The following is a 26,081-nucleotide window of genomic DNA, read 5'->3' as shown; positions in this document are numbered from 1 at the left end:
TCTCATGACGGGAGATTAGAGAGGGTAAAGAATATGAATGAACAATTAAATATAAAGAAAGATGGGGATGCCCCCAAAGTTAAAGAAGTTACAAGCCCGGTAAAATCGGGTTTAAAAACAAAAGAAGCCATTGTGGCTAACTGGCTGCCGCGTTATACCGGCCGCCCGCTGGATGAATTTGGCGACTACATTATCCTTACCAATTTTTCAAAATACATACAGTTGTTTTCTGAGTGGAATGACAACGCGCCTATTATGGGGGTTGATAAGCCTATGCAAAGCGTAACAGCCAACGGCATTACGATTGTTAACTTTGGAATGGGTAGTTCGGTGGCCGCTACGGTTATGGATCTGCTTACTGCAATCCACCCAAAAGCAGTAATATTTTTAGGAAAATGCGGTGGTTTAAAACGAAAAAATAACGTGGGCGATTTGATATTACCCATTGCTGCCATAAGAGGTGAGGGTACATCAAACGATTATTTGCCGCCGGAAGTGCCTGCATTGCCCGCGTTTGCTTTGCAGAAAGCAATATCAACTACTATCCGTGATTTCTCGCTGGATTACTGGACAGGCACCTGCTATACTACCAATCGTCGCGTTTGGGAGCACGACAAGAAATTTAAAAGCTACCTGAAAGAGTTGCGCGCCATGGCAGTGGACATGGAGACTGCCACTATTTTTACCTGTGGTTTTGCCAATAAAATACCAACCGGCGCGTTGCTGCTGGTTTCAGATCAGCCGATGATACCGGAGGGAGTTAAAACAACAGAAAGCGACTCGAAGGTTAGCTCGCAGTTTGTTGAAACGCACCTGAAGATTGGTATTGAATCATTAAAGCAACTAATTAATGGTGGCCTTACGGTTAAACATTTGAGATTTTAACGGCTGCGTATCACTTATTTTGTAATTTTGTTTATTCTACTAAAATAGTAGAGTATTTATCCCGATCTGGCTATGTGGCGTAATAATATATTGGAAACCATCGGCAACACGCCGTTGGTTAAATTAAATAAAGTAGTTAAAGATATACCTGCAACGGTACTTGCTAAAATAGAAACAACCAATCCCGGTAACTCCATCAAGGACCGTATGGCCCTTAAAATGATTGAAGATGCCGAGAAAAGCGGCAAGCTTAAACCGGGTGGAACGATAATAGAGGGTACTTCGGGCAACACGGGTATGGGCCTGGCTATAGCTGCGGTTATAAAAGGCTACAAATGTATTTTCACAAGTACCGATAAACAATCAAAAGAAAAATTTGACGCACTGCGCGCTTTTGGTGCCGAAGTGATTGTATGCCCAACCAATGTCGATCCTGAAGATCCACGGTCTTATTACTCTGTTTCGTCACGTTTAGAGCGTGAGGTGCCAAATTCATGGAAACCAAATCAATATGATAACCTGTCAAACTCGCAGGCACATTATGAATCTACCGGCCCCGAGATATGGGAGCAAACGGAAGGTAAGATAACCCACCTGATTGCAGGTGTTGGCACTGGTGGTACAATATCAGGCATAGCCAAATACCTAAAAGAAAAAAATCCCGCAGTACAGATCTTAGGTATTGATACTTATGGATCGGTATTTAAAAAGTATAAAGAAACGGGCATCATGGATAAGGACGAAATCTATCCTTATATCACCGAAGGCATAGGCGAGGATTTTTTACCGGCCAATGTAAACTTCGACCTGATAGATCATTTTGAAAAAGTAACCGATAAAGACGCCGCCCTGATGACCCGCGAGATAGCCCGTAAAGAGGGCATTTTTGTGGGTAACTCAACAGGTTCGGCTGTAGCAGGCTTGCTGCAGATGAAGGACAGGTTTAAAGAGGGCGATGTGGTGGTTATCATTTTCCCGGATCATGGTACACGTTATTTGGGTAAAATGTATAATGACGACTGGCTGCGTGATCGGGGGTTCTTAAAAGATGGTAAGCTGACCGCCAAAGATATTATCGGCAAAAAGGAAAATCAGGAAATAGTGACGATTGATAGTGAAAGATCTGTTTTAGAAGCTATCAATACCATTAAATCATTAAACATATCGCAAATACCGGTTACCCAGGCAGGCATGGTTATTGGTAAAATCACCGAGAGTGACATCCTGAACGCGTTGCTTGAAAACCCGTCGCTAAAATCTCAGCCGTTAAAAAACATTACTACGGCGCCATTTCCGTTTGTTGATATTAATACATCTATCGACAGGATCTCGGCGATGATCAATAACGATAACATTGCCGTATTGGTTGAGGATAACGGTAAGATAGAGATCATTACCCAATACGATATTATTAACGCGATATCGGCGTAAAAAGAGCTGTTACTCGGCCCTGGTTTTAGCCAGCTTAGTTTGATAACGCTCAAAAAACGCCGGTTTGGGATGCTTAACCAAGAGTATCGCCGTGCCTTTTTCGACCGCGTAAGGGTTGGTAATACTGTCAACCTGAATGCAATTTTCAACCATCGGAGTAAAAACTTCGGTGGCGTTCCAATACCGGGTGGAGTTAATAAAGATCACATATTGCGCCTCTATCTTGTCTGGCGCCCATAAAGCAAAGCTACTGGAAAGGCATACCGGTTCCGGCAAATTGTATTGTTTGCCAAAATGATGTAATGCACCTGCCAGGCCATAGTTATCGGCATAAATTACAGTGTGTTGCCTTTGATCCGGTGTAAGGATGCCGTATTGATATGCTACCTTCTGTGTCACCTCGTCCCAGCCAAACATATCTCCGTAATCCTGTGTGGTAGCGTGGTGCTTATGGTCCTCCCAAACAGTCATGAACTTGATAAACCGGGTATGTTTATTAATATAATCAAAGAATCCCAGTGTCGGCTTTAAAGGTAATATAGGCAAAACCGTAGGAAGCACCAGTAAGTTAGGAAGTGTAAATACTACCAATATAGCAGCACGCAATGAAGGGTTTGATTTTATCCATCTTTCAAAACCGTAGCCGCCTGCGGCGAATAACATGGGATAGGCACCAAACAGGTAATAGCTTTTGCCATTCATTTGCAGCAAAAATATAGATATCAACACATAGGCGATAGCCAGCGACTGATACTTGCGCAGTTTAAAAGAAAATATCAAAAAGAAAAATCCAACAATCCATACAAACAGAGCCACACCATTTGCCAGCATTTGCTGGATAATAAAATCAGTGAGCTTTACATATTCAAGTTGTTCTTTTTGCAAAGTGGCCATATGAGTAAATACCGGCCAATGATGGCTATACTGCCATATCAGATTGGGTAAAATAATTGCGCACGCCACCCCAATTGCGCCTACTACATGTTTGTTCCATAACAGCCTTCGCTGCCTGCTGATGGTTAGGCCTAAAATTAAGGCTCCGGCAAAAAACAGCATCGTATATTTGGTTAAAACCCCAAGACCTATAACGATGCCAATAAAATACAGATATTTTACGGCATGAGTATTAATATAACGTAATAGCAGCCAAACAGTTAATACCCACCAAAGCTGGTCAAATACAACTGGTTGAAAAAGATACCCACTGGCTATAAACGCAGGTGAAAACAGGATAGCCAGGCAAGCTAAAGCTATAGCAAACTTCTTACCACCCAACTCAATAGTTATCTTACCGGTAAGCCAAATGATGAGCCCGCTGCAAACAGTGGTAAATATGCGGGCTGCAAAAACAGAGCTGCCAAACAGTATTGTAGTTAGTTTGGCTAATACCGCTATAAAAGGAGGCACCTCTTTATAACCCCAATCTAAATGATCACCTAATGCCAAATGTAAAAGCTCATCGCGATGAAAGCCAAAATTGGATATAGCTAACGCGTTTAACAATATTTTAATAAATACAAAAATCAGTATAAAGTTGGTGTAACTTGATTTCCGGTTTTTATATGACATGTAAATGTATAGTCGGTTTTTATAAAGGTAGTAAATTTACGATTAAAGGTAAAAGGCGAAAGATTTTTCACCTTCCGCCTTTTACCTTTCGCTTGTGCCTCAAAATTATATCCTCTTAATATCGGCACCTAAGGCCTGAAGCCTTTTGTCAATATTCTGATAACCGCGTTCAATTTGTTCTATATTATAGATAGTTGATTTGCCCTGTGCGGATAGAGCTGCTATTAACAACGAAACTCCTGCGCGTATGTCAGGCGATGTCATGGAGATCCCGCGCAATTGCACCTGCTTGTCCAGACCGATAACTGTGGCGCGATGCGGATCGCATAAAATAATCTGCGCACCCATATCCAGCAGTTTATCCACAAAGAACAGCCGGCTTTCAAACATTTTTTGATGGATCAATACCGAGCCTTTGGCCTGTATAGCAACTACCAATACTATGCTCAATAGGTCGGGTGTAAAGCCTGGCCATGGCGCATCTGCAATAGTCATGATGGAGCCGTCAATAAACGTCTCTATTTCATAATGATCTTGTGCCGGGATATAAATATCATCTCCTCTAAGTTCCAGTTTAATGCCTAATCGTTTAAATACGTCGGGTATCATCCCCAACTCGGCGTAGTGCACGTTTTTAATCGTGATCTCAGAACCTGTCATAGCGGCAAGGCCAATGAATGAGCCTATCTCAATCATATCGGGAAGCATTCTATGTTCGGTGCCGCTTAATTTGGTTACTCCCTCAATAGTTAACAGGTTTGAGCCTATGCCGCTAATTTTGGCGCCCATGCGGTTAAGCATTTTACATAGTTGCTGTAAATAGGGTTCGCAGGCGGCGTTATAAATAGTAGTAATGCCTTTGGCTAAAACCGCAGCCATTACAATATTTGCGGTGCCGGTTACTGATGCTTCATCCAATAAAATATAGGTACCCTGCAAATTTGACGCATCAACGTTAAAAAAACCATCTTCAGGATTGTAATTAAATTGTGCGCCCAGCTTTTCAAACCCCAGAAAGTGGGTATCCAAACGCCTGCGGCCGATCTTATCACCGCCTGGTTTTGGTATTGATGCCTTACCAAAGCGGGCCAATAGCGGCCCAACTATCATGATAGAGCCGCGTAAACCGCCGCCCTTGGATTTAAAAGCTTCCGATTGGAAAAAATCCTGATCAATTTCCTTAGCTTGAAAGCTGTAGGTATCATCGCCAAGCTTTTCAATTACAACGCCCATATCGCCCAAAAGCTCTATTAGCTTGTTTACATCCTTAATATCAGGGATATTACTGATCGTAATTTTGTCTTCGGTAAGCAATACAGCCGAAAGGATCTGTAATGCTTCATTTTTTGCACCTTGAGGGGTAATTTCACCTTTAAGGCGTTTGCCTCCCTGTATTTCAAATGCGTTAACCATAGATTTTGTATAAGTATAATTGCAGGCATAAAGATTAATAATTACTATCAACCATTAACTACATACCCGCACAAATATTAATATTTTTTACCGCCGCCGCCGTTACTACGGTTGCGGTTGTTTTGATTGTTGTTACTGCGCGGATTGTTATTGCTGCGCCCGCCGCCGCCGGTGCCACCGCGGTTGTTTTGGTTTGTACGCCCGCCACGGTTGTTATTATTGTTTTGCGTATGTGTCGGCGCCCTGTATTCAACTTTATTAAGGTTGATGGTTTCGTCAATTTGCAGTTCGCCTTTTGACAGGGCAACAAGGTCAGCTAAAATAGTTTCGTCAGCAACAGAATCTTTGTTCCACTGTACATAGGCCATTTTCATGAAGTTGGCTATAGCCTGTACCATATGTTTACGGCGCTCAGGTTCTTCTATAGTCTTCGCCTTTTCTATCATCATTTCGATAGTTTTACCATAGTGCTTATAACGGATACGCTGATTTGGATATCTTAACGGCTCGGGCTTAATATGTATCGCGTCCTCGGTTGGCTTAGGGTACGGCGAATCAACGTCAATCTGGAAACCGGATATAATATGCAGGTGATCCCAAAGCTTATGTTTAAAATCGGCCACATCCCGCAGGTGGGGGTTTAAAAATCCCATCAGGTCTATTACAACCTGGGCGTAGCGGTTGCGTTCTTCTTTGGTAGGCAGCGCAACAATATATTTTACCATATTTTGCACGTTGCGGCCATATTCAGACAGGATTAATTTATTCCTGGTTGAATTATAATCAAAATTTGCAGGCGTGTTTTCTTGAGCCATGTAATTGTTTTTTTTAAGAAAGTTTTAAGTTAGCCAGGCGACTTTTCCCGGATCAACAGGGCACAGGCGGCTAAAATTGAATTGTATTGAATTGTAGTACAGCAAATATAGTGCAATAGTATCAATGTGCCAAATAAAGATTAATTATCAGCGGTCAAAGTTTCCAGCACCGGAATTTAAGCCTGATTACAGACTAATTTTCTTATTTTAGGATTCAAAACACCACGCTTTGAAAGATCAGCTAATCATCACCCATGTAGATATCTATCGCTTCAGTATCCCGATGGAACCATTTACCATTGCTACCGGTACGATGGATCATGCGCAAAATGTTTTTATCCGGGTACACACTGATGCCGGATTTTATGGCGTAGGCGAATGTTCGGCGTTCCCGATGATCGTAGGTGAAACCCAGGATACCTGCCTGGTACTGGCACAGGATTTTGCCAGGCTTTGGAAAGGAAAAGATGCGTTAGATATTCCTGCCCGGTTACAACAACTGCATGATGCCATAGCCGGAAACGGAACAATAAAAAGTACCTTTGACATGGCCCTGTATGATATCGCCGCAAAAAATGCCGGGCTGCCGCTTTATAAATTTTTAGACGGACAGAAGCGCAGGATTGAAACCGATATTACTATAGGCCTTGGCTTTCCTGAAGCGATGGCAAAAAAGGCGATGCAATTTAAGCAGTTGGGTGCAGGTATATTAAAAGTGAAATTAGGTAAAAAGGCCGCCGAAGATGTTGAACGAATTAAGCAGATACGTGAAGCCGTTGGCAATGACCTAAAGATACGCGTTGACGCCAACCAGGGCTGGGATTTTGACGATGCAGTTGTTGCATTGCAGGCATTGGGCGAGTATGATATTGAGTTTTGCGAACAACCCATGCGTACCTGGTACGATGATAAATTGCCGGCATTGATGAAACTATCGCCGGTTAAAATTATGGCTGATGAAAGTGTGTATAACCACCATGATGCGCGTAAACAGATCGAAAGCGGCTCATGCCATTACATTAATATCAAAATGTCTAAATCGGGCGGAATATATGAGGCAAAAAAAATTCATGATTTAGCTGCTTCAAAGGGAATCCCGTGCATGATGGGTGGTATGCTGGAAAGCCGTATAGCTTTAAGCTCAAAATTGCATTTTGTCTACAGTAACTTCAATATGAAATTTTATGATATGGATACCTGCATGCTTGGCCACCTGGCCGATCCTTGCGTTGGCGGCGTAACCTATGATGGATATCATTTGACCATTGGGGATGCGCCGGGGATAGGGGCAGATGCTGCTGAGGTTTTTTTGAATGGCTGTGAGCAGTTTACTATATAATAAACAGTTGCTGGCATGAACTACAACGAATTTCACGAATTGCGTAAAAAGCGCAACGCGTAAAATCGCTGTAATTAGCGTTAATAGTTTTACCTATTTACTTAACTCTGCAAAATATTTGTGAAACAACGGGATAGTTTCAATCCCTTTGTAATAATTGAAAACATCATATTTCTCGTTAGGCGAGTGCAAAGCGTCACTATCCAAGCCAAAACCCATTAATACCGTTTTTATGCCTAACTCAGCTTCAAATAAGGCCACAATGGGTATGCTACCGCCACCACGGGTAGGTATTGGCGCTTTACCAAATGATTCAGTAATGGCTTTTTGTGCGGCGCGATAAGCGATGCTGTCCGTCGGTGTAACAACAGGTTCGCCACCGTGGTGTGGCGTAACTGTTACCTTTACAGAGGCGGGAGCAATTTTTAAGAAATGATCCGTGAAAAGCTTCGTTATTTTTTCTGATCCCTGGTTTGGTACCAATCGCATCGAAATTTTTGTGTGCGCTTTTGATGGCAAAACGGTTTTTGCACCTTCGCCAATATAGCCACCCCAAATGCCGTTTACTTCAAGGGTAGGGCGGGTGCCGGTGCGTTCAAATGTGGTATATCCTTTTTCGCCCCATAGTTCGGCAACATCAAGGTCCTTTTTATATTCGGCTTCATTATAAGGTGCTGCGTTAAGTTCTTTTCGTTCCTGTTCGTTTAAGGCAATAACCTCGTCATAAAAACCCGGTATGGTAATATGATTATTTTCGTCGTGCAGGCTGGCAATCATTTTTGACAAGATGGTTATCGGGTTAGCCACGGCACCGCCATAAACACCCGAGTGCAGGTCGCGGTTGGGGCCGGTTATCTCAACTTCCAAATATGACAAGCCGCGTAAACCTGTTTCAAGCGATGGGTGTTCCATACTGATCATTGATGTGTCGGATATCAGGACAACATCAGCTTTAAGTCTGTCTGTGTTTGCTTTTACAAATACGCCCAGGTTGTTTGAGCCTACCTCTTCTTCGCCTTCAATCATTATCTTTATATTGCAGGGCAGGGTATTGGTTTGCATCATTAGCTCAAAAGCTTTAATATGCATATAAAATTGTCCTTTGTCATCGCAGGCACCGCGCGCATAAATTTTACCATCGCGTACCGTAGGTTCAAACGGTGGTGTTTTCCATAGCTCTAGCGGGTCGGGCGGTTGAACATCATAATGGCCATAAACCAATACGGTTGGTTTTGCCGGATCAATTATCTTTTCGCCATAAACAATAGGATAGCCAGCTGTTTGACAAACCTCAACATTATCCGCGCCGGCTTCGGTTAGCTTTTTTGCAACGTAATCAGCAGTTTTTAATACTTCGGGTTTGTATTTTGGGTCAGCGCTTACAGACGGGAAACGTAATAGTTCAAAAAGTTCGTCAAGCAAACGTTGTTTGTGCTGTTCTATATATTGTTTTATAACCTGCATAATAAAAAGTTTGTCGGCAAATATAGTGCATGTTTAAATAAGAAAATTGCCTGCCCGAAATTTTACTTATTAATGAATACTTAATATGCGGGGCGTTATTTGATTACCTGTTTTTACCCTATATTTGGAAGTTGATTAAATCGTATTTAAATAAATGGGTTATCGTAAGATAATTTTTCTTTCCGCTATATTTTCCATTTTCTTTTTATCGGGATTTGCGCAAGCCCCCAGCTGTAGTGCCGCCGCTAAATTTTATGGTAAGGACAGCATCAATGTAACCACGTTTGGTGCCAGTACCGTAGCCGGTGTTGGCGGTTTTTCTTTTCAGACAGATTTGCAGAACAATATTGAGGCCTGTTACACCGGTGTAATTGTTTCTGTTACAAAAAATGGTGTATCTGGCGAGACAACCACAGAAGGGCTGGTCAGGTTTCCGTCTGTTATAGCGGGCCGTACCGGTTTCATAATTATTTTGATAGGCGCCAATGACGCTTTACAGTTAGCCGATAAAAAAGGGAAGTTTAGTGATATCGAAAAAAACATGCGGTATTATATTGAAACGTCGTTAAAAAATAAACTGATACCTATTATAGGTACAATTCAGTTTTTTAATGATAAAAACAATCAATCCTATAAAACCGCTAACTTATATGTCAATCAAATCAATGCTTTGTACAGAAGGCTGGTAATGGAGTATCACGTTTACCTGGCAGATATAAATCGCGCATTAGGACGTGATTTTAGCTTATATCAAGACTATGTTCACCCCAACGCCATGGGTTATAAACTGATAAGCTATGTTTGGTTTGATGCTATCAACCATGCTATCGAAGATCGTTTGCTGGTTGTTGGTTTAAATCAAAACTATCCCAATCCTTCAATTGATCGTACCAATATCGGGTTTAGCTTGTCGCAAGCTGGCAGGGTAGTGATTAATTTATATAATATGTACGGGAAATTTATTAAAACGATATATGACTCTTATCAAAATGCGGGTTACCGCGTTGTGAGTGTTCCGTTGGTTGATCTTAACCCCGGGATATATGTGTATAGCATGCAGGTAGGGGGACAGATCCTGAGTAAAAAGATGATCGTTACCCGTAATTAATCGGCCGTAGCTAAAGCAATATTGCTTGTTTTGTCTGTTGTGGTTTCAATTTTCAATTTAACCTCATCTGGCTTGTTTTCTTTCCTTGTTAACGCAAATGCAGTTACACCTGTGGTTAAAATTATACTGGCTATTATAACAAATTTTTTCATGATGTTGATTTTATAGCGGATTTAGTTTCGGTCAGCGGTAGCCAAATTGTTTTTATCACCAGCCCTGTCGGCGGTAGCCAAGTTGTTTTTGTCGCCATTCCTGTCGGCGGTAGCCAAATTGTTTTTATCACCATTTCTGTCAGCGGTAGCCAGGTTATTTTTGTCACCAGCTCTGTCAGCAGTAGCCAGGTTGTTTTTATCAGCTTTAACAGCAGAAGCAGCAAATGATGACGTAATGCCGGTAGAAAATATGATGGCGGTAGCTATAAATAATTTTTTCATGGTTCGTAGTATTTGTGGTTTGTGATTATTTAGGTTCTGTTTATGTTTATTGTTATATTAAAATCTATCAGCAGTAGCCAAGTTGTTTTTGTCACCATTCCTGTCAGCGGTAGCTAAGTTGTTTTTATCACCATTCCTGTCAGCGGTAGCTAAGTTGTTTTTATCACCATTCCTGTCGGCAGTAGCCAGGTTGTTTTTATCAGCTTTAACAGCAGAAGCAGCAAATGCTGAAGTAATGCCGGTAGAGAATATGATGGCGGTAGCTATAAATAATTTTTTCATGGTTCGTGAGTATTTGTGGTTTGTGATTATTTAGGTTCTGTTTATTGTTGTATTAAAATCTGTCGGCGGTAGCCAAATTGTTTTTGTCGCCATTTCTATCGGCGGTAGCCAAATTATTTTTGTCGCCAGCTCTGTCAGCAGTAGCCAGGTTGTTTTTGTCACCAGCTCTGTCAGCAGTAGCCAAATTGTTTTTGTCAGCTTTAACAGTAGTAGCAGCAAATGATGAAGTAATGCCGGTAGAGAATATGATGGCGGTAGCTATAAATAATTTTTTCATGGTTCGTGAGTATTTGTGGTTTGTGATTATTTAGGTTCTGTTTATTGTTGTATTAAAATCTGTCGACGGTAGCCAAATTGTTTTTGTCGCCATTTCTATCGGCGGTAGCCAAATTGTTTTTGTCGCCATTTCTATCGGCGGTAGCCAAATTATTTTTGTCGCCATTTCTGTCAGCAGTAGCCAAGTTGTTTTTGTCGCCATTTCTGTCAGCAGTAGCCAAGTTGTTTTTGTCACCGTTTCTGTCGGCGGTAGCCAAATTATTTTTATCGCCTTTTGTAGTAGTGGCAGCAAATGATGGAGCGATGCTTGCAGCAAATATGATAGCAGTAGTTATGAATATTTTTTTCATGATATTATATATATTATTATAATCGTTTGATTACGTTGTTGATAGATGTGATTTTTGAACTTTATTGATTGATCCAGATAACAAACTAGTCGGCAGTTGCCAAAACAGTTCTGTTATCAACCATTAGTTTTACTGTAGTAACGGTAGCTGATTTTGCTGGTGTTGTCGTTTTTAATAGTGATAAAACACCTACTGATAAAACGATTGCTGCGGTAAGGATTATTTTTAACATGGCTTCTTATTTTAATATTATGTAATAGTTAATGGATATCTGGTTGTTTTTTAATTAATCGGCGGTTGCCAAAACACTTTTTGCTGAAAAAGTATTGTTTGAAAATACCGTTAAATTGGCTTGAATATTATCTTTTTTGGCGCATGATGTAAGGATACTCAGCGATATAACAATAGTTGCAATTAAGACTGTATTTTTCATGATTATTAATTTTTTAAGTTAGTAGTATATTAAATATAATTTAGAGAATAAGCATAAACTAATAGTTAATAATAATTACATATTTATGTAATTAGCCTGCGAAATCAGGCTATTTTTACCAGCTTTTGAGCTGGTTTTTTTCTTACATCTCCCTTTTTATTTTTCTATATTTTTTTTGTTTAGTGATTAATTCAATTTCAAAAAAAAGCGCCGATACCATTTTGATATTCAAACACTTAACATAGCAAATATAATTATGTTTTGTTAATTCCAAAGCAAACTTATAAAAAGTTTTTGTTAGAAGAAATCCACTTTTTTAACGGAACAGGAAATATATAATGTATTATTTATAACTTTCACGATAATTAAAACGTAATACGGGTTTAAATGAGAAATGCTTGCTCAATTCTTTTTTTATTATTATCGGTTTCATTTACTGCCTATGCAAGTGCCCAAAGAGATGTTACAGCGAGCGATACGAATCAGGTAATTTCGTTAAATAAAAACGGATATGACAACCGGCTAACACACCCACAGGAAACGGTTGCAGACGCAGAAAAGGCTTTAAAAATTGCCATATCTATTGGATATACAAAAGGGATAGCCGAAGCTTATAGAATTAAGGGAATTGGCGAATATTATTTAAATAAACCCGACAGCGCCCTAAACCGCTATTTCGATGCGTTAACGCAATATGAAAAGTTGGCAGACCAGCGTGGTAAGGCCAAGGTTTATAACAACATAGGCAACCTATATCAAATGGTTGATTATGATAAGGCTCTGGAATACTTTAAGAAAGCTAAAGATATTGCTGAAAAACTCCGGGATAAACAACTTATAGCATCGTTATATTTAAATATCGGTAATATTTATAACCGAAAAAATATGTATAACAGTGCTTTGTCTTATTATGAGAAAAGTTATGAGTTGTTTACCCAACTAAAAGACCCGGTCCAGTTGGTGCAGTGTTTACAGGATTTGGGTGTCATACACTATTTTTTACATAATTATACAAAAGCCAAAGATTTACTACTTGAAGCAAACGCCCGAGCTAAAGCTATGGATATGAACGTAAATGTAGCGACCATAAACATGACCCTGACTGATATCTACCTGGCCGAGAGTAATTTTAATGAGGCAGAAAAATATATAAAAGAGGGTAAAACCTACGCAACTATAATCCATAACGAAAAAGATATTTATGATTATAAGCACTCTGCCTATGAACTGGAAAGCAAGCGCAAAAATTATGAAAAAGCTTTGAATATCTTAAGCGAGCTATATAAGGCGGACAGCTCCGGTTATAAAACCAATGTATCAACCAGGCTAAACTTTTTGCAACAAGAACAAAGCCGTATTGCCAAGGCAGCGGAGGAGGAGAAGAATGCCGAGATCTCGCGGGTTATATTTTGGTCAGTTACGGTAGCTGCAGGCCTGCTGCTGATCGTGATTGTATTATTGGTAGGCAGTGTAAGGCGCAAGGCCACCACAAACTCGCAGTTACAAGAGCTTAACGGTGAAATCTCACGGCAAAAAGATAATCTTGATCGTATCAATCATCATCTTGAAGAGATCATCGATGAGCGTACCAAAGACCTGCAGGTGAAAAATAAAAAGCTTTCAGAGTATTCTTCTTACTTGTCGCACCAAATAAGGGGGCCTATTGCGACGCTTAAAGGATTAATGAACTTAGAAAAAGAAGGCTTGGTCGACCAATTAGAATGTATCGCCATGATGGATAAATGCGTGTCGGAAATTGATGAGAAAATAATAGAAATGAGTGACATGCTACATGATCCCGGTAAACCCGGTTTCTAATAATGATCAGGCCGGAAGTTGGGAATGTATCTGTGCCTCCAATAATCCCAGGTACATACAATACCAGGATATCATTTGTAAAATTAAAACCTGGCGATGTTTTTTATAGCCCTGGGTTTCAAAGGCCAGTGTATTCTTGCCTGCGGTAACAAAAAAACGCACTTCTCCCTTACTGGGATTAAATGTAGATCTGATCAAATCAAACGCCCGCACCTTCAGCTTACTCTTTGAGTCGTGAATGGTACCGGTAGTTAGCGTTGGTCCGTTAGGTATTGATATCAGGTAATTAGTCATAGCAATCTTGATTAATACTTGATGCTATTGCAAACACTGCTCCAAAGTGTTACCAGGCGCAGCGTTATAGATGTGATTTTCATTATTTGCCGATTATTTTAATCGATACTTAAATACTTTAAGTCCGGGGTAAAGTCTCTAAGTATCGATGATGTTGATACTACACAATTATGTAGTAATTATTCAACTTTTAGTTACATGTGTGCCGATACTTTTGTATTACGTAACTCTTCATAAAGCAAGATAACCTTGCGTTGCAGGTTAACAATTTCAGCCTCCCGGTCAAGCAGTTTCTTTTGCACTATGCTCAAGTTAGACGGAGTTTGATCTATCTCCTCCATATCCAATGCCAATAACTGCACCACATCAATTTCATATATATTGGCTATCTGTTCTAATCTGGAAAGGTTAATGTCAGTAACACCTGTTTCAATTTTTGAGAACGCCGGAATAGAGATTCCCAGACGGTTAGCTACCTCCTCCTGGCTCCAGCCTTGCTGATGGCGGAAGGTGCGTATATTTTTCCCGATTGTTTTGTTTGTCTTCTTTTTTTGGTTGTCGCTCATTTCTTTCAGTATAATTAATTGTTGGTAAAAGGTCGCAATTAACTATCCAAATTACATGCCACGTCTCCAAAACCTCTGTTTTAAGCTAAAAATCCAACTTTCCTATTAATCTTTAATTTAAATGGGGAATTAGTTCTACAAAAAGTGGGGCTGTTATTAATTAATGGTTTATAATACTAAGTTTTGCAAATTTTAAAAGCAATTGTTTTTGGCCAATTTCTTTAAAAAAGATGGTCGCCTTAATATCTGGCTTGCTGCCCTCAAGGCTGATTACTTTTCCAAACCCAAAGCGTTCGTGTTCTACCTCCATACCCACCTGCAGATTGGAAGTGTCTGAAGGTTTGAAACCAGCTGACGGCACATGCGCTTTAGCTAATATGGAGGTGGTTTTTACCGGTGTCGGGGTGCTTGTCGTTTTAGATTTCGGTTTTGAAAATTTATCGTCCGTGCGGCTCCATGAAGACCGCTCATCGTCATAATTAAGGCTGCCGGTATTATTAACCGGGCGGGCTGTAAAATCAAGCTCCAGGTATTGCGCGTCAATTTCGTCAAGGAAACGGCTGGGTTCGCAACTAATCAACGTGCCAAATTTAAACCGCGAGGTAGCATAACTTAATGATAACTTACTCTCGGCACGGGTTACCGCAACATAAAATAAACGCCTTTCTTCCTCCAGGTCGGTGCGCGAGTTTAGGGCCATTTGTGACGGAAAAAGATTTTCTTCTAATCCTACTACATAAACCTGCGGAAACTCCAGGCCCTTAGATGAGTGTATGGTCATTAAAGATACCGTATCAGCATCTTTGTCTTTATCCTTGTCATCATTGGTCAGCAGGGCAATATCCTGCATAAATACATCCAGGCCTTTTTCCTCGATATCTTCGCGTTCGCTAAACTCTTTAATACCGTTTAATAGTTCTTGTATGTTTTCATAACGGTTCAGTCCCTCTACAGATTTGTCTTCGTAAAGGTCCTTTAAAAGGCCCGAGTGTTGGGCAATATATAAAGCGGCCTCATAGGCGGTTTGGCTTTTGGTAAGCACCTGGAAGCTCTGTATCATCATGGCAAAGGCGGTCACAGATCCGGATACCCGCCCTTCCAGGTATTTTTCAGGTGATACGATCACCTCCCACGGGGTGATACCATGCTGGTCGGCAGCTACAATGATCTTATCAATCGTAGTATCGCCAATACCACGGCGAGGGTAGTTTATAACGCGTTTAAGCGCTTCCTCGTCGTTAGGGTTAAATGTGAGCCTGAAATAGGCTATCAGATCTTTAATTTCTTTACGCTGATAGAAGGAGAGGCCCCCGTAAATTTTATAAGGTGTGCCCATTTTGCGTAACGCTTCCTCCATTGAGCGGGATTGCGCATTGGTGCGGTACAGTATGGCAAAATCATTCCACCTCAGGCCCTTGGTGGTTCGCTCATGCATAATAGCTTCGGCAACCAGTTTACCCTCCTCATTATCGCTAAAGGCACGCATTACCTTTATTTTATCGCCGCTTTCTTTTTCAGAAAATACATTCTTTTTAAGCTGTTCTTTGTTGTTGGCGATAATACTGTTGGCAACGTTTACTATGTTTTGGGTCGACCGGTAATTTTGCTCCAGCTTAAATACTTTCAAATCTGGGTAATCCTTCTCGAAGTTTAATATATTTTGGATATTGGCGCCGCGGAAAGCATAGATACTTTGTGCGTCATCACCCACCACGCAAATGTTTTCATTTACAGCTGCCAGTTTTTTTACGATCAGGTACTGCGAGAAGTTAGTATCCTGATACTCATCCACCATCAGGTATTTAAACTTGTGCTGGTATTTGTTTAGCGTATCCGGGTGCAGTTTAAGCAACTCATTGGTTTTAAACAACAAGTCATCAAAATCCATAGCGCCGGCACGGTAGCAGCGCTGCATGTAGGTTTGATAAATAGCGCCAAGCATGGGCCGGTTGCTTGAAATATCGTCGGCTTGTATCTGGTCGTTCTTTTGATATTCCATCCATGATACCAGGTTGTTTTTTGCTGCCGAGATCCGGTTAAGTACAAAGTTTACGCTGTACAGTTTATCGTCCAGGCTCATCTCTTTTAAAATGGCACGCAGTACGCTTTTGCTATCATCGGTATCATAAATGGTGAAGTTGCTAGGATAGCCGATTTTGTCAGCCTCAACGCGTAATATTTTGGCAAAAACAGAGTGGAAGGTACCCATCCAGATATTTTTTGCTTCGGGCCCCACCAGGTGCGTAATACGCTCGCGCATTTCGCGCGACGCCTTGTTGGTAAACGTTAATACCAATATATTAAACGGATCGACCCCGCTGCGGATCAAATGCGCCACCCTGTAGGTAATTACCCGTGTCTTGCCCGATCCCGCGCCGGCAATAATCATTACCGGGCCGTGTATTTGTTTAACCGCCGCCTGTTGTTCCGGATTTAATCCCGCTAAATAATCCAATGCTTTTCCCTCTTTTCTGTGAGCAGCGAAATTAAGGTTTTGGGCTGAAAGAAGAAAGCATTTTTGATGCCATGCTAACATTACCCGGTAAAAACTTCAGCCAATGGCGTAACAACATTTGCTTGAATTGCGTATACCGGCGTAATCTCCCTGAAGTTGAACAGCCTCACTGTGTCTGATTTCTGATTTAAACTATTAAAACCCTTGTCAACCATGAAAAAAGGTGCCTGCTTTTTGTTCATTATTTGTGCCGGCATTATACTGAGCGGTGCAAGTGCCTGTAAATCAACGTTTGTTAATCCGGAGATTATGCCTGTTGTGGTTCCGGAGCATTATGTTAAAATTTATAACGTCGGGACCGGCAGCGGTGACCTTATCATAGACGGCGACGCAGCTGAATATATAGATAACGCATTGATTATCATTGCCCCGGGTGTATATGGTTCAATCAATATCAATAACTTACATCCGGCAACCAAAATAACCATTAAGAATGGCAACGGCGTTGTAGCCATGGATGGTGGCAATTATACCGGAGGAAACAAAAATATGTACGCAGGCCTGAATTATAGAAATTGCAGCAACGTCGTCATCAGCGGTAATGGCTCTGTCGGCGAATATGGCTTTGATATCCACGACAACTTTTACAGATCTACCACAATTGCAGGGAAAAACAAGAACGTTACTTTACAATATTGCAGCTATGAGCGGATTGGCGATAGCCCGATATTCATCTACAGCAGTAACACTGCCTGGGACGGAACAGACAATACCATTAACAATCGCGATCTTAAATTTCTGCACAACAAATTTGAGTTTTGCCAGGGCACCACTCAACTGGGCGGCACTGTAACCACAATGGAAGTTAACGACCTTACAAAGGGGATAGAATTTGGTTATAACGAATGGATAAACTGCGACGCGGGCATACTGGTTTTTGCCGGTGCTGCTGACGGGATGCAGCTACATGATAACGTTTTCAAAAATATTAACCAGACTAACAATAATGACAACGGCTTTTTCCTGATTGTAGGTAATGGTGATTTTTACCGCAACTATGCAAACAGCTACCAGGGGCATATGATCAGGTTATGGTCGCTTAGCTTTGGTACTACACCTGCCGATTGTTTGATTTGTGATAATATCAGCATCGGCTCGCGAAAGTATAGTCCATTTGAATGGCAGTCAACCGAGGGGCTTAATGTCAAGGCCGCACCCAATACAACCTATGTAAATATCAAACTATGTAACAACACTGCCGGTAACTTAAACTACGAGCAACACCCCGAATTTGGCGCTTGTTTGGCAGACAACTACAGTATGCCTGCCGGTTCAAAATTGGAGGTGTATAACAATCTGTTATACAAAACTTTTACAGCAACCGGTATACCAAACCGGATTTTTCAATTCTCTGATGTTGAGTTGGAGGCCCGTGCTGTCGTAAATAAAAATACCTATTACAGTAAAAATACCGCTGCCGGTTTTGATGAAACAACCTTAAAACTTCTTAGCAACTCGCCGGCTAAAAATGCAGGATTAAAAGGCCATTTAATTAGTCCGGTAGACTATCATAAGCTGCCGTTTAATTTGTCAAAGCCATCAATCGGCGCGTCAAACTAAATCAATGTGAAAGATACTATCGACTGTAGTATGTATTTTAACAAGATCTACAATACCAGGTGTTGTAGATCCTGTTAAAATAGGATATTATGGCTGCCCGGCGCCGCCTGATGCACCATATATAGCCCCGGTTGTAAAGCTGGCATCGCTTGCAGCTAACTGTACATAGATGGATGCTAGCTCGGCCGGCTGGCCCGGCCTGCCAAATACGGTTTGGCTGCCAAAGTTCTTAAGCTTTTCCTGGCTGGCACCACCGCTTACCTGTATCGGTGTCCAAACGGGGCCGGGTGCAACGCCGTTAACTCTTATCCCTTTAGGGCCTAACTGTTTGGCCAACGATTTTATGTAATTCATAGTCGCAGCTTTGGTCTGGGCGTAATCGTACAAATCCGGAGTAGGGTCATACGCCTGTTCTGAAGTGGTGCCAATTATGACCGAGCCCGGTTGCAAATGCGGCAATGCGGCTTTAATGATCCAAAATGGGGCATAAATATTGGTTTTCATGGTCCAGTCAAATTGTTCGCTTGTAATGTCCAGTATCGAGTCGTTAGCCTGTTGCCGGCCGGCATTGTTTACCAGTATATCCAACCCACCTAAGCCCTCAATAGCTTTTTCAACTAACTCCTTACAAAATGATTCTTCCCGTAGGTCGCCCGGTATAGCCACGGCATTACGGCCGGCTGCCCTTATCAACTCAATTACTTCGCGTGCATCTTCCTCCTCATCCGGTAGATAGTTAATGGCAACATCTGCACCTTCGCGCGCATAGGCAATAGCTGCTGCCCGCCCCATGCCCGAATCGCCGCCGGTAATTAATGCTTTACGGCCCGTCAACCTGCCGGCGCCCTTATAAGTATCCTCGCCATGATCGGGGCGGGGTACCATTTTGCAGGCAAGGCCGGGCCAGGGCTGCGATTGTCCTTTAAACGGCGGTTGAGGATATTTTCCCGCCGGGTCTTCTAAAGGTATTGTTTGATTAGTATCGTTCATGATGTCGTGTTTATTCAATCAAACAACTATCACCTATTCGCTTGGTTTTAATTATATTTAAATAATACGCAAATGGTTGATAATTGTATAATTATTACATTTGAATACCAAATCAATATTACTATGCCAACCTTTTCTAAAGTCCTGTTATCAGCTTGTCTGCTGTTAGTTACGCAATATGCATCGGCACAAACCAGTTATGAGCTAAATACAGGTTGGAAATGCAGCCCAATCAAGTCCGTGACAGACCAGGGCGAAATAATTTCTGATCCGGCGTATCCGCTCAGTGGCTGGATACCCGCGGTTGTGCCGGGTACTGTATTAACAACTCAATTGTATAACAAACAAATCCCTGATCCTTTTTACGGGATGAACAATAAGCTGATACCCGACATCTACCACACCGGCCGCGATTATTATACTTATTGGTTCGCTAAAGACTTTAAAGAACCCATGCCAACAAATGACGGGCAGGTTTACTTAAATCTGCGGGGGGTAAACTATAGCTGCAACATATTTTTTAATGGCCGCCAGTTAAATGAGAAGCTGCATTCGGGCATGTTTTTACGCCAGCGCTATAACATTACCAAATGGCTTTCAAAAAAAGGTAATAACCGGTTAGCGATAATTGTATACCCGCCTGATCCGGTTGGTAACCCCAATGGCGGCCAGGGGGGCGACGGCACCATAGCCCGCAATGTAAGCATTCAATATACCGCCGGCTGGGATTGGATTCAACCTATCCGCGACCGTAATACGGGCATCTGGGACAAAGTAACCATTGACAAAACCGGCGGGGTGCAGCTACTTGATCCGCATGTGGTAACGCTGGTGCCTGGTGTGAGGTTAGCTACCGGGCTGCAGCAACCTGCAATTATACAGGTATCGGCACACCTCCAAAACGCAACGAGTGCGACGGTTAGCGGCTTTTTAAGATATGAACTGGAAGGTAAAACGATATCAAAAAAGGTAACCTTAAAGGCCGGCGAGCTACAGGAGGTCAGGCTGAGCGATTACTCACTGAAAAATCCAAAGCTTTGGTGGCCAAACGGCTATGGCGCGCAAAACCTTTATCATTTAAACCTGCAATTTGCCACCGCCGCAAATAAAATATCCGACCAGAAAAATATTGAAGTGGGCATACGCCAGCTCACTACCGAATGGAATGCCCATACCCAAAGCAGGCAGATTAATGTTAACGGGCAAAAGATCTTTATTAAAGGAGGAAACTGGATCGTGTCGGATGAGATGCTGCGTTTTTCAAAAATACGGTATGATGCCGAAATTCGTTTCCACAGGGATATGAACCTTAACCTGATCCGGGTTTGGGGTGGTGCCCTGGTTGAGCGCCCCGAATTTTATGAGGCCTGCGACAAATATGGTATCCTGGTTTTCCAGGACATGTGGGGATCGGGCGATTGTAACGGCCGCTGGTTTGACAAAATGAAACTGGACGACCAGGCAACCCGCCGCAAATATCCCGATGAGCATGGTTTATATATCAGATCAATAGAAGACCAGGTTAAAATGATCCGTAACTACGCCTCGCTGGCAATTTGGTGCGGTGGGAATGAGATTACGCAGCCTGACGATATTTTAGCCGCGGTGCGTGATACCATTCTGCCTAAATTTGATAACACCCGCTGGTTTGTAGATTTCTCCAATTCGCTGGATATGTCGAAAAACGAAAAGGGGCAAAATGGAGACGGGCCGTACAGTATCCAGCCGGTATCCGTTTTCTGGGCAAAACGTACGTATCCTTTTAATTCAGAAGTAGGTTCGGTGGGTATTGGCGATTACGAATCATTGAAAAGATTTATACCGGAGGCTAATCTGGTTGCGCCGCAGTATGATGCGGTAGCCCGGCGTGAAAAGATCGACTCGGTTTGGCAATATCATACTTATATCGGGTACGAAGATTATATTAACAGGTACGGGGTGGCTAAAAACGTAAAAGACTTTGCCGAAAAGGCCCAGCTGATAAACTACGATCAGTACCGCGCGCTAATGGAGGGATTTAGCGCCCATATGTGGGATTGGTACACGGGCAGCATCATCTGGAAAACACAAAATCCGTGGACGGCTATGCGGGGGCAGATGTATGATTATTACCTTGACCCTAATGCCTGTCTTTACGGCCTGCATAATGGAAGCGAGCCTGTACACGTTATGTTTAACCCTACAGACAGCGTAATAAGCGTGGTCAATAATACCTTCACCAGCCTTAAAAATATTAAAGTAACCGTGAAGCTTTATACCATAACGGGGCAGGAGCTGCCGATAACCACGTTGATGCAAACCGTAGCCGCTACCAGCGTTGCCAACGTCTTGTCTATAAAAAAAGAACTGGTAGCGGCGGCTGCAGATAAAGGCGCGTTTCTTGCCTTAAGGATGACCGGTGCCAATAAAAGGATACTAAGCGACAATGTGTATTGGCTTGCTGATAAATATGGCCAATATTCGGGCCTTAATGAAATGCGGCCATCAAACCTAAGGGTTAGCGCCAAACAATTATCCAAAGGAAAGATTGCGGTAACCCTAACCAATAGCAGGCAAAATCCGGTAGCTTTCTTTAACCGGGTCTCGTTAATTGACCCGGCAACAAAGCAGCGGTTGCTGCCTGTTTTTTATTCGGACAATTACGTAACAGTATTGCCGGGCGAGCGAAAAGTAGTGATATTGGAATATAATTTACCAGTAAAGGACCCGAAAGTTTCAATTCGCGGCTGGAATCTGATTGAACAAGTAATAGCAGCACAATAGCTGATCTCACTATAGTTTAACGGTGGATACAAAATAGTGAGCGAGGTTTTTTTACTAAGATATCCGGCGATTTTATTTTTGGCGAATAACACTTAATTTCAAACAGGAAAGCGCTTTAAATTCTGTCTCTTATGTCAAATCTTGTTTTTATATCGCCTTTTTTTATTGTTGCCGATTTACAGGCTTCGGTAAACTTTTACGTCCATAAGCTGGGTTTCGAAGTGCAGTATATAGGCCCTGAAGAGGAATCTTATTTTGCGATGGTCGGACGCGGCCCGGTTTCGCTCATGTTAAAAAGCAGTGGCCAGCCGCTGCCCAATCATACCCGGTACGACTGGGCACGCAGGGATGCTTTTATCTCTGTTACCGATCCCGATGCTTTATCTGAGGAATTTAGTGCCTCCGGAGTTACTTTTAATGAACCCCTTGGGGTTGATACCGATAACTTGCGCGGCTTTTCTGTTGTCGATCCTAACGGATATGTTTTATTCTTTGGAAAGCCCGATAAATAAACCTGGGGCAGAGGGGAATTTTATATCACTGACGCTGATGGCAACATGTGCTCTTGTGTCAAATTTTAACGACAACTGTTCAAGCCGACCTGGCGTCTCATCACTCATAATGTAAAGCATCGATTGGATTTAGTCCTGATGCTTTTTGCGCGGGATAGTAGCCGAAGAAAATGCCGGTAAGTGCGCATACCATAAAAGATAAAAGTACGGAAGACTCAGAGACGACGGTGGGCCAGTGCAGTGTTAATGTAACCGTTTTAGCGACCAGCAAACCGAGTAGTACACCTATTATTCCGCCGGTGATACTGATCAGGATGGCCTCTGTTAAAAATTGTAACAGGATGTCTTTTCCCCTGGCACCGATAGACAGGCGAAGCCCGATCTCGCGGGTACGTTCTGTCACCGAAACGTACATAATATTCATAATACCTATTCCGCCGATCACCAGTGAAATACCGGCGATTACAGTGAGTAAGATCGTCAGCAGGCTGGTAGTAGCACCCAGTGTATTGATCAGTTCCTGCTGGGTGCGGACGGTAAAATCATTTTCATCTGCGGGCTTTAAACGGTGTGACCCGCGCAAAATCTTCGTCAGTTCTGCGGTTGCCGAATCCGTTGTCTGCTCATTTGCGGCTGATGCATAAATATACTGGTAATAGATAGTAGCCATTATCCGGTTCTGCACCGTGCTAATGGGCGCGATCAGAATGTCGTCCTGGTCCTGCCCAAAAGCATTGAAGCCCTTTGTGGTCAATACGCCGATGATCTGGAAAGGGATCCGGTTAAAACGGATCACCCTGCCTACCGGATTGTCTCCATTCGGGAACAGGTTATCAATAACCGTTTGTCCGATCAAACACACCTTGGCTGACGACAATTCGTCTCTGAGTGTAAATGAACGGCCGCTTTTGATTGTCAATTTCCGGATGTCCAGGTATTCTGGAGCAACACCCACCATACTGGTCGGCCAGTTCAGCGCGCCGTTAATTGATTGTCCTCGTGTAGTGACTACAGGCGAAAATTCGGAAATAAACCTGGCGTCTCGTTGCAGGGCGGTAATATCCTTAGCGGTTAAGGTTTGAAAACTGGAGCCAGCGATCCTAACGCCGCCCGCTATATTACTGGCTGGCAGCACAGTGATCATATTGGAGCCCATGTTTGCCAGTTGGTCATGAATGCTTTGCTTAGAACCCTGCCCGATAGCCACCATCACAATAACGGCAGCTACGCCGATAATAATGCCCAGCATGGTTAAAAACGCCCGTAACTTATTCCTTTCGAGCGCCTTGTAAGCAATTCTTAAAAGGCTAAACAGGTTCATTTTTTATTTCATTAGATGTTACCGGCATGGCCGCCAAAACTTGTTTTGCTGATCGCGGATGATCATTTACGGTATCAGACTGTATCCTGCCGTCGCGCAGCGATATGGTACGACTGCTGAATGAAGCAATATCCGGTTCATGGGTCACAAATACAATTGTTTTCCCTTTCTTCACATTAAGCTCCTGCATAAGCACCATAATCTCGTAAGAGGTCCGGCTATCCAGGTTCCCTGTCGCTTCATCTGCCAGGATCATGACAGGTTCATTGATCAGCGCCCTGGCAATGGCCACCCGTTGCTGCTGTCCTCCTGAAAGCTGATTCGGTGTGTGGTCCATCCGGTCGGCTAGTTTAACTTCTTTCAGCGCATGTATAGCCCGCTCACGGCGCTCTTTGTTACTTATATCGCGGTTATATAACAATGGCAGTTCCACATTTTCTACCGCTGAAGTCCGGGGTAATAAGTTATAGGACTGGAAAACAAAGCCTAATTTTCGGTTACGCAGGTGGGCAAGTTCGTCGCGCGACAGGCTGCTGACGTCGGTGCCATCCAGCAGGTATTCCCCGCTGGTCGGCTGATCCAGGCAACCCATGACATTCAACAGCGTGGTTTTACCTGAACCACTGCTGCCCATAATAGTAATAAACTCCCCGGCCTGCACTTTAAAGGAAATACCATTGAGCGCGTGTACGGTTTCTCCGCCCATTTGAAAATCCCGCTTCAGATCATGAATCGTTACTATGGTTTTGTTCATCGTCTGCCCCCTCCTGTACGGCGCGGTATAAACGGACTGCCACTTGTCGCGCCTTTTACAATAGCTTTAGCCGTCTGACTGGTAACAACGATATCATTCGGGGTCAGCCCATTTAGGACTTCCACTTTAATGTTGTCGTTGATTCCTATTATGATCCGTTTTTTAATAAGCCTGTGTTCCTTCTGTAACCAAACCCATGCTGTCTGCCCGTTTTTTACATTCTGACCTGTTTCTGTGACTAGCTGATACTCTTTTTTTACGGATGAATCCGGCCGGTAACTCAATGCAGTTGAAGGGATTAACAACGCATGTTGTACTTCGCGTGTATAAATAGTGATATTGGCTGTCATACCTGGCTTCAGCTTCAGGTCTTTGTTAGGTGCATTGATGATCGTGGTATAGGTAACTACATTCGCTGATGTCGAGGGGTGAAGCCTGATATCTCTGACAATACCTGAAAATTGGTCATTGATAAAAGCATCCACGGTAAATGTAGCCCGGTTTCCAGCTTTTACCTCGCCAATATCCGCTTCGTCTACAGCTGCATAGACTTCCATTTTTGTAATATCCCGGGCAATAATAAAAAGCGTTGGGGTATTGAAACTCGCCGCCACAGTTTGTCCGACATTGATTGTGCGGTTTAAGACCACCCCATCTATAGGCGAATAAATATCTGCGTAGGAAAGATTTTTGGCGGCCAAACGTACCTGAGCTTCTGCAGTCTTTACCGCAGCTTTCGCGGCAGTATAGGTATTTAATGCAACATCATAGTCGGCCTTGCTAATAGCATCTGTTTTAAACAACAGATTTTGACGGTTATAATTATTGGTAGCAAAGAGCAATTGGCTTTCGGCGTTCTGCAAATTACCTTTATACTGGTCAAGCGTGGCCCTCAGCAACGACTTATCCAACTGGGCCAATAACTGGCCTTTCTTTACTTTTGAATTATAGTCCACATATAGATATTGGATGATGCCTGATACCTGGGTACCAACAGTAACCGTATCTTCCGGTTCTATCTTCCCGGTGGCCGTTACGCTTTGGGCAATATAACCGTACGCTGGCCTTTCAGTGAGCAGCGCAATCGGTTGTTCTTTAGTTCTGACAAAGAAATACCATATCAGCAAGGCCAGGGCTAATATCCCCGCCAGCAGCCCCCATCTTTTATAATTAATTTTCATGATCTCAG

The 26,081-nt window shown here is 42.6% G+C and carries 26 protein-coding genes; 8 read left to right on the top strand and 18 right to left on the bottom strand.

All coding sequences use genetic code 11. The features are described 5' to 3' along the window. Positions 1-33 precede the first annotated feature (33 nt). A complete protein-coding gene (locus tag LJ658_RS16955) occupies positions 34-885 on the top strand; it encodes an AMP nucleosidase (RefSeq protein ID WP_230547728.1) in 852 nt (283 codons plus the stop codon). A gap of 72 nt (positions 886-957) precedes the next feature. Beyond that, entirely contained in the window at positions 958-2,316 is a 1,359-nt protein-coding gene (locus LJ658_RS16950; protein WP_230547727.1) for a pyridoxal-phosphate dependent enzyme, read from the top strand. Positions 2,317-2,325: 9 nt separating this feature from the next. Here the strand turns inward: LJ658_RS16950 and LJ658_RS16945 are convergent, their stop codons facing one another. The 3 genes from LJ658_RS16945 to LJ658_RS16935 form a co-directional block, all read right to left on the bottom strand. Continuing rightward, positions 2,326-3,885, bottom strand: a complete 1,560-nt coding sequence (locus tag LJ658_RS16945) for a glycosyltransferase family 39 protein (RefSeq protein ID WP_230547726.1) — start codon at positions 3,883-3,885, stop codon at positions 2,326-2,328. Positions 3,886-3,990: 105 nt separating this feature from the next. Continuing rightward, positions 3,991-5,298: a UDP-N-acetylglucosamine 1-carboxyvinyltransferase gene (gene murA, locus LJ658_RS16940; RefSeq protein ID WP_230547725.1), complete on the bottom strand. Its 1,308-nt coding sequence runs from the start codon at positions 5,296-5,298 to the stop codon at positions 3,991-3,993. A 77-nt stretch (positions 5,299-5,375) separates the two neighbouring features. Then, a complete protein-coding gene (locus LJ658_RS16935) occupies positions 5,376-6,113 on the bottom strand; it encodes a DUF4290 domain-containing protein (RefSeq protein ID WP_230547724.1) in 738 nt (245 codons plus the stop codon). A gap of 283 nt (positions 6,114-6,396) precedes the next feature. Here LJ658_RS16935 and LJ658_RS16930 point away from each other — a divergent pair, with 283 nt between their 5' ends. Further along, positions 6,397-7,452 carry a mandelate racemase/muconate lactonizing enzyme family protein gene (locus tag LJ658_RS16930; protein ID WP_230547840.1) on the top strand — a complete coding sequence of 352 codons (1,056 nt, stop codon included), beginning with the start codon at positions 6,397-6,399 and terminating at the stop codon, positions 7,450-7,452. A gap of 93 nt (positions 7,453-7,545) precedes the next feature. Here LJ658_RS16930 and LJ658_RS16925 read toward each other — a convergent pair whose 3' ends face one another. Then, complete coding sequence (locus LJ658_RS16925; RefSeq protein ID WP_230547723.1) at positions 7,546-8,916, bottom strand: dipeptidase; 1,371 nt, start codon at positions 8,914-8,916, stop codon at positions 7,546-7,548. 154 nt (positions 8,917-9,070) lie between these two features. On the opposite strand from LJ658_RS16925, the gene LJ658_RS16920 reads away from it, so the two are divergent. Next, the gene (locus LJ658_RS16920; RefSeq protein ID WP_230547722.1) at positions 9,071-10,024 is read left to right on the top strand and encodes a GDSL-type esterase/lipase family protein; all 954 of its coding nucleotides are present in this window, start codon (positions 9,071-9,073) and stop codon (positions 10,022-10,024) included. On the opposite strand, the gene LJ658_RS16915 is transcribed toward LJ658_RS16920, so the two are convergent. From LJ658_RS16915 to LJ658_RS16885, 7 genes are all read right to left on the bottom strand, one after another. Next, positions 10,021-10,176, bottom strand: coding sequence for a hypothetical protein (locus tag LJ658_RS16915; RefSeq protein WP_230547721.1), 156 nt, complete (start codon positions 10,174-10,176; stop codon positions 10,021-10,023). The genes LJ658_RS16920 and LJ658_RS16915 overlap by 4 nt on opposite strands. A gap of 21 nt (positions 10,177-10,197) precedes the next feature. Then, positions 10,198-10,458, bottom strand: coding sequence for a hypothetical protein (locus tag LJ658_RS16910; protein ID WP_230547720.1), 261 nt, complete (start codon positions 10,456-10,458; stop codon positions 10,198-10,200). 57 nt (positions 10,459-10,515) lie between these two features. Then, a complete protein-coding gene (locus LJ658_RS16905) occupies positions 10,516-10,740 on the bottom strand; it encodes a hypothetical protein (protein ID WP_230547719.1) in 225 nt (74 codons plus the stop codon). A 52-nt stretch (positions 10,741-10,792) separates the two neighbouring features. After that, on the bottom strand, positions 10,793-11,017 hold the full coding sequence (locus LJ658_RS16900) for a hypothetical protein (protein ID WP_230547718.1): 225 nt from the start codon (positions 11,015-11,017) through the stop codon (positions 10,793-10,795). 52 nt (positions 11,018-11,069) lie between these two features. Further along, positions 11,070-11,366, bottom strand: a complete 297-nt coding sequence (locus tag LJ658_RS16895; RefSeq protein WP_230547717.1) for a hypothetical protein — start codon at positions 11,364-11,366, stop codon at positions 11,070-11,072. 85 nt (positions 11,367-11,451) lie between these two features. Further along, a complete protein-coding gene (locus LJ658_RS16890) occupies positions 11,452-11,598 on the bottom strand; it encodes a hypothetical protein (protein ID WP_230547716.1) in 147 nt (48 codons plus the stop codon). A gap of 54 nt (positions 11,599-11,652) precedes the next feature. Further along, positions 11,653-11,799: a hypothetical protein gene (locus LJ658_RS16885; protein WP_230547715.1), complete on the bottom strand. Its 147-nt coding sequence runs from the start codon at positions 11,797-11,799 to the stop codon at positions 11,653-11,655. Positions 11,800-12,186: 387 nt separating this feature from the next. Here LJ658_RS16885 and LJ658_RS16880 point away from each other — a divergent pair, with 387 nt between their 5' ends. Beyond that, positions 12,187-13,617, top strand: a complete 1,431-nt coding sequence (locus tag LJ658_RS16880) for a tetratricopeptide repeat protein (RefSeq protein WP_230547714.1) — start codon at positions 12,187-12,189, stop codon at positions 13,615-13,617. A gap of 6 nt (positions 13,618-13,623) precedes the next feature. Here the strand turns inward: LJ658_RS16880 and LJ658_RS16875 are convergent, their stop codons facing one another. The 3 genes from LJ658_RS16875 to LJ658_RS16865 form a co-directional block, all read right to left on the bottom strand. Beyond that, a complete protein-coding gene (locus LJ658_RS16875; RefSeq protein ID WP_230547713.1) occupies positions 13,624-13,911 on the bottom strand; it encodes a hypothetical protein in 288 nt (95 codons plus the stop codon). Positions 13,912-14,105: 194 nt separating this feature from the next. Then, positions 14,106-14,477, bottom strand: a complete 372-nt coding sequence (locus tag LJ658_RS16870; protein WP_230547712.1) for a helix-turn-helix domain-containing protein — start codon at positions 14,475-14,477, stop codon at positions 14,106-14,108. A 160-nt stretch (positions 14,478-14,637) separates the two neighbouring features. Next, positions 14,638-16,932 (bottom strand): ATP-dependent helicase, encoded by a 2,295-nt coding sequence (locus tag LJ658_RS16865; RefSeq protein WP_230547711.1) that lies wholly within the window; start codon positions 16,930-16,932, stop codon positions 14,638-14,640. A gap of 213 nt (positions 16,933-17,145) precedes the next feature. On the opposite strand from LJ658_RS16865, the gene LJ658_RS16860 reads away from it, so the two are divergent. Continuing rightward, a complete protein-coding gene (locus tag LJ658_RS16860) occupies positions 17,146-18,552 on the top strand; it encodes a hypothetical protein (RefSeq protein ID WP_230547710.1) in 1,407 nt (468 codons plus the stop codon). Between the two features lie 87 nt (positions 18,553-18,639). Here the strand turns inward: LJ658_RS16860 and LJ658_RS16855 are convergent, their stop codons facing one another. Beyond that, on the bottom strand, positions 18,640-19,542 hold the full coding sequence (locus tag LJ658_RS16855) for an SDR family oxidoreductase (protein ID WP_230547709.1): 903 nt from the start codon (positions 19,540-19,542) through the stop codon (positions 18,640-18,642). A gap of 123 nt (positions 19,543-19,665) precedes the next feature. Here LJ658_RS16855 and LJ658_RS16850 point away from each other — a divergent pair, with 123 nt between their 5' ends. Further along, a complete protein-coding gene (locus tag LJ658_RS16850) occupies positions 19,666-22,305 on the top strand; it encodes a glycoside hydrolase family 2 TIM barrel-domain containing protein (protein WP_230547708.1) in 2,640 nt (879 codons plus the stop codon). 131 nt (positions 22,306-22,436) lie between these two features. Further along, complete coding sequence (locus LJ658_RS16845; protein ID WP_230547707.1) at positions 22,437-22,817, top strand: VOC family protein; 381 nt, start codon at positions 22,437-22,439, stop codon at positions 22,815-22,817. A 100-nt stretch (positions 22,818-22,917) separates the two neighbouring features. On the opposite strand, the gene LJ658_RS16840 is transcribed toward LJ658_RS16845, so the two are convergent. The 3 genes from LJ658_RS16840 to LJ658_RS16830 are packed head-to-tail and all read right to left on the bottom strand — an operon-like array spanning position 22,918 to position 26,073. Further along, positions 22,918-24,138 carry an ABC transporter permease gene (locus LJ658_RS16840; RefSeq protein WP_230547706.1) on the bottom strand — a complete coding sequence of 407 codons (1,221 nt, stop codon included), beginning with the start codon at positions 24,136-24,138 and terminating at the stop codon, positions 22,918-22,920. Further along, positions 24,125-24,892: an ABC transporter ATP-binding protein gene (locus tag LJ658_RS16835; protein ID WP_255670520.1), complete on the bottom strand. Its 768-nt coding sequence runs from the start codon at positions 24,890-24,892 to the stop codon at positions 24,125-24,127. The genes LJ658_RS16840 and LJ658_RS16835 overlap by 14 nt, the downstream gene beginning before the upstream one ends. Next, the gene (locus LJ658_RS16830) at positions 24,889-26,073 is read right to left on the bottom strand and encodes an efflux RND transporter periplasmic adaptor subunit (RefSeq protein ID WP_230547705.1); all 1,185 of its coding nucleotides are present in this window, start codon (positions 26,071-26,073) and stop codon (positions 24,889-24,891) included. Before LJ658_RS16830 ends, LJ658_RS16835 begins: the two co-directional genes overlap by 4 nt. Between the last annotated feature and the right edge of the window lie 8 nt (positions 26,074-26,081).

Source organism: Mucilaginibacter sp. UR6-11, assembly GCF_020880695.1.
In the GTDB taxonomy this organism is placed as follows: Bacteria; Bacteroidota; Bacteroidia; order Sphingobacteriales; family Sphingobacteriaceae; genus Mucilaginibacter.
The sequence above is the reverse complement of the archived record's forward strand: the minus strand, read 5'-3'. Positions and strand labels throughout refer to the sequence as shown.

Excerpts from the sequence above, each read along its gene's own strand:
- LJ658_RS16955 (WP_230547728.1), top strand. The coding sequence starts at position 34 with ATGAATGAACAATTAAATATAAAGAAAGATGGGGATGCCCCCAAAGTT.
- LJ658_RS16950 (WP_230547727.1), top strand. The coding sequence starts at position 958 with ATGTGGCGTAATAATATATTGGAAACCATCGGCAACACGCCGTTGGTT.
- LJ658_RS16945 (WP_230547726.1), bottom strand. The coding sequence starts at position 3,885 with ATGTCATATAAAAACCGGAAATCAAGTTACACCAACTTTATACTGATT.
- murA (WP_230547725.1), bottom strand. The coding sequence starts at position 5,298 with ATGGTTAACGCATTTGAAATACAGGGAGGCAAACGCCTTAAAGGTGAA.
- LJ658_RS16935 (WP_230547724.1), bottom strand. The coding sequence starts at position 6,113 with ATGGCTCAAGAAAACACGCCTGCAAATTTTGATTATAATTCAACCAGG.
- LJ658_RS16930 (WP_230547840.1), top strand. The coding sequence starts at position 6,397 with ATGGAACCATTTACCATTGCTACCGGTACGATGGATCATGCGCAAAAT.
- LJ658_RS16925 (WP_230547723.1), bottom strand. The coding sequence starts at position 8,916 with ATGCAGGTTATAAAACAATATATAGAACAGCACAAACAACGTTTGCTT.
- LJ658_RS16920 (WP_230547722.1), top strand. The coding sequence starts at position 9,071 with ATGGGTTATCGTAAGATAATTTTTCTTTCCGCTATATTTTCCATTTTC.
- LJ658_RS16915 (WP_230547721.1), bottom strand. The coding sequence starts at position 10,176 with ATGAAAAAATTTGTTATAATAGCCAGTATAATTTTAACCACAGGTGTA.
- LJ658_RS16910 (WP_230547720.1), bottom strand. The coding sequence starts at position 10,458 with ATGAAAAAATTATTTATAGCTACCGCCATCATATTTTCTACCGGCATT.
- LJ658_RS16905 (WP_230547719.1), bottom strand. The coding sequence starts at position 10,740 with ATGAAAAAATTATTTATAGCTACCGCCATCATATTCTCTACCGGCATT.
- LJ658_RS16900 (WP_230547718.1), bottom strand. The coding sequence starts at position 11,017 with ATGAAAAAATTATTTATAGCTACCGCCATCATATTCTCTACCGGCATT.
- LJ658_RS16895 (WP_230547717.1), bottom strand. The coding sequence starts at position 11,366 with ATGAAAAAAATATTCATAACTACTGCTATCATATTTGCTGCAAGCATC.
- LJ658_RS16890 (WP_230547716.1), bottom strand. The coding sequence starts at position 11,598 with ATGTTAAAAATAATCCTTACCGCAGCAATCGTTTTATCAGTAGGTGTT.
- LJ658_RS16885 (WP_230547715.1), bottom strand. The coding sequence starts at position 11,799 with ATGAAAAATACAGTCTTAATTGCAACTATTGTTATATCGCTGAGTATC.
- LJ658_RS16880 (WP_230547714.1), top strand. The coding sequence starts at position 12,187 with ATGAGAAATGCTTGCTCAATTCTTTTTTTATTATTATCGGTTTCATTT.
- LJ658_RS16875 (WP_230547713.1), bottom strand. The coding sequence starts at position 13,911 with ATGACTAATTACCTGATATCAATACCTAACGGACCAACGCTAACTACC.
- LJ658_RS16870 (WP_230547712.1), bottom strand. The coding sequence starts at position 14,477 with ATGAGCGACAACCAAAAAAAGAAGACAAACAAAACAATCGGGAAAAAT.
- LJ658_RS16860 (WP_230547710.1), top strand. The coding sequence starts at position 17,146 with ATGAAAAAAGGTGCCTGCTTTTTGTTCATTATTTGTGCCGGCATTATA.
- LJ658_RS16855 (WP_230547709.1), bottom strand. The coding sequence starts at position 19,542 with ATGAACGATACTAATCAAACAATACCTTTAGAAGACCCGGCGGGAAAA.
- LJ658_RS16850 (WP_230547708.1), top strand. The coding sequence starts at position 19,666 with ATGCCAACCTTTTCTAAAGTCCTGTTATCAGCTTGTCTGCTGTTAGTT.
- LJ658_RS16845 (WP_230547707.1), top strand. The coding sequence starts at position 22,437 with ATGTCAAATCTTGTTTTTATATCGCCTTTTTTTATTGTTGCCGATTTA.
- LJ658_RS16840 (WP_230547706.1), bottom strand. The coding sequence starts at position 24,138 with ATGAACCTGTTTAGCCTTTTAAGAATTGCTTACAAGGCGCTCGAAAGG.
- LJ658_RS16835 (WP_255670520.1), bottom strand. The coding sequence starts at position 24,892 with ATGAACAAAACCATAGTAACGATTCATGATCTGAAGCGGGATTTTCAA.
- LJ658_RS16830 (WP_230547705.1), bottom strand. The coding sequence starts at position 26,073 with ATGAAAATTAATTATAAAAGATGGGGGCTGCTGGCGGGGATATTAGCC.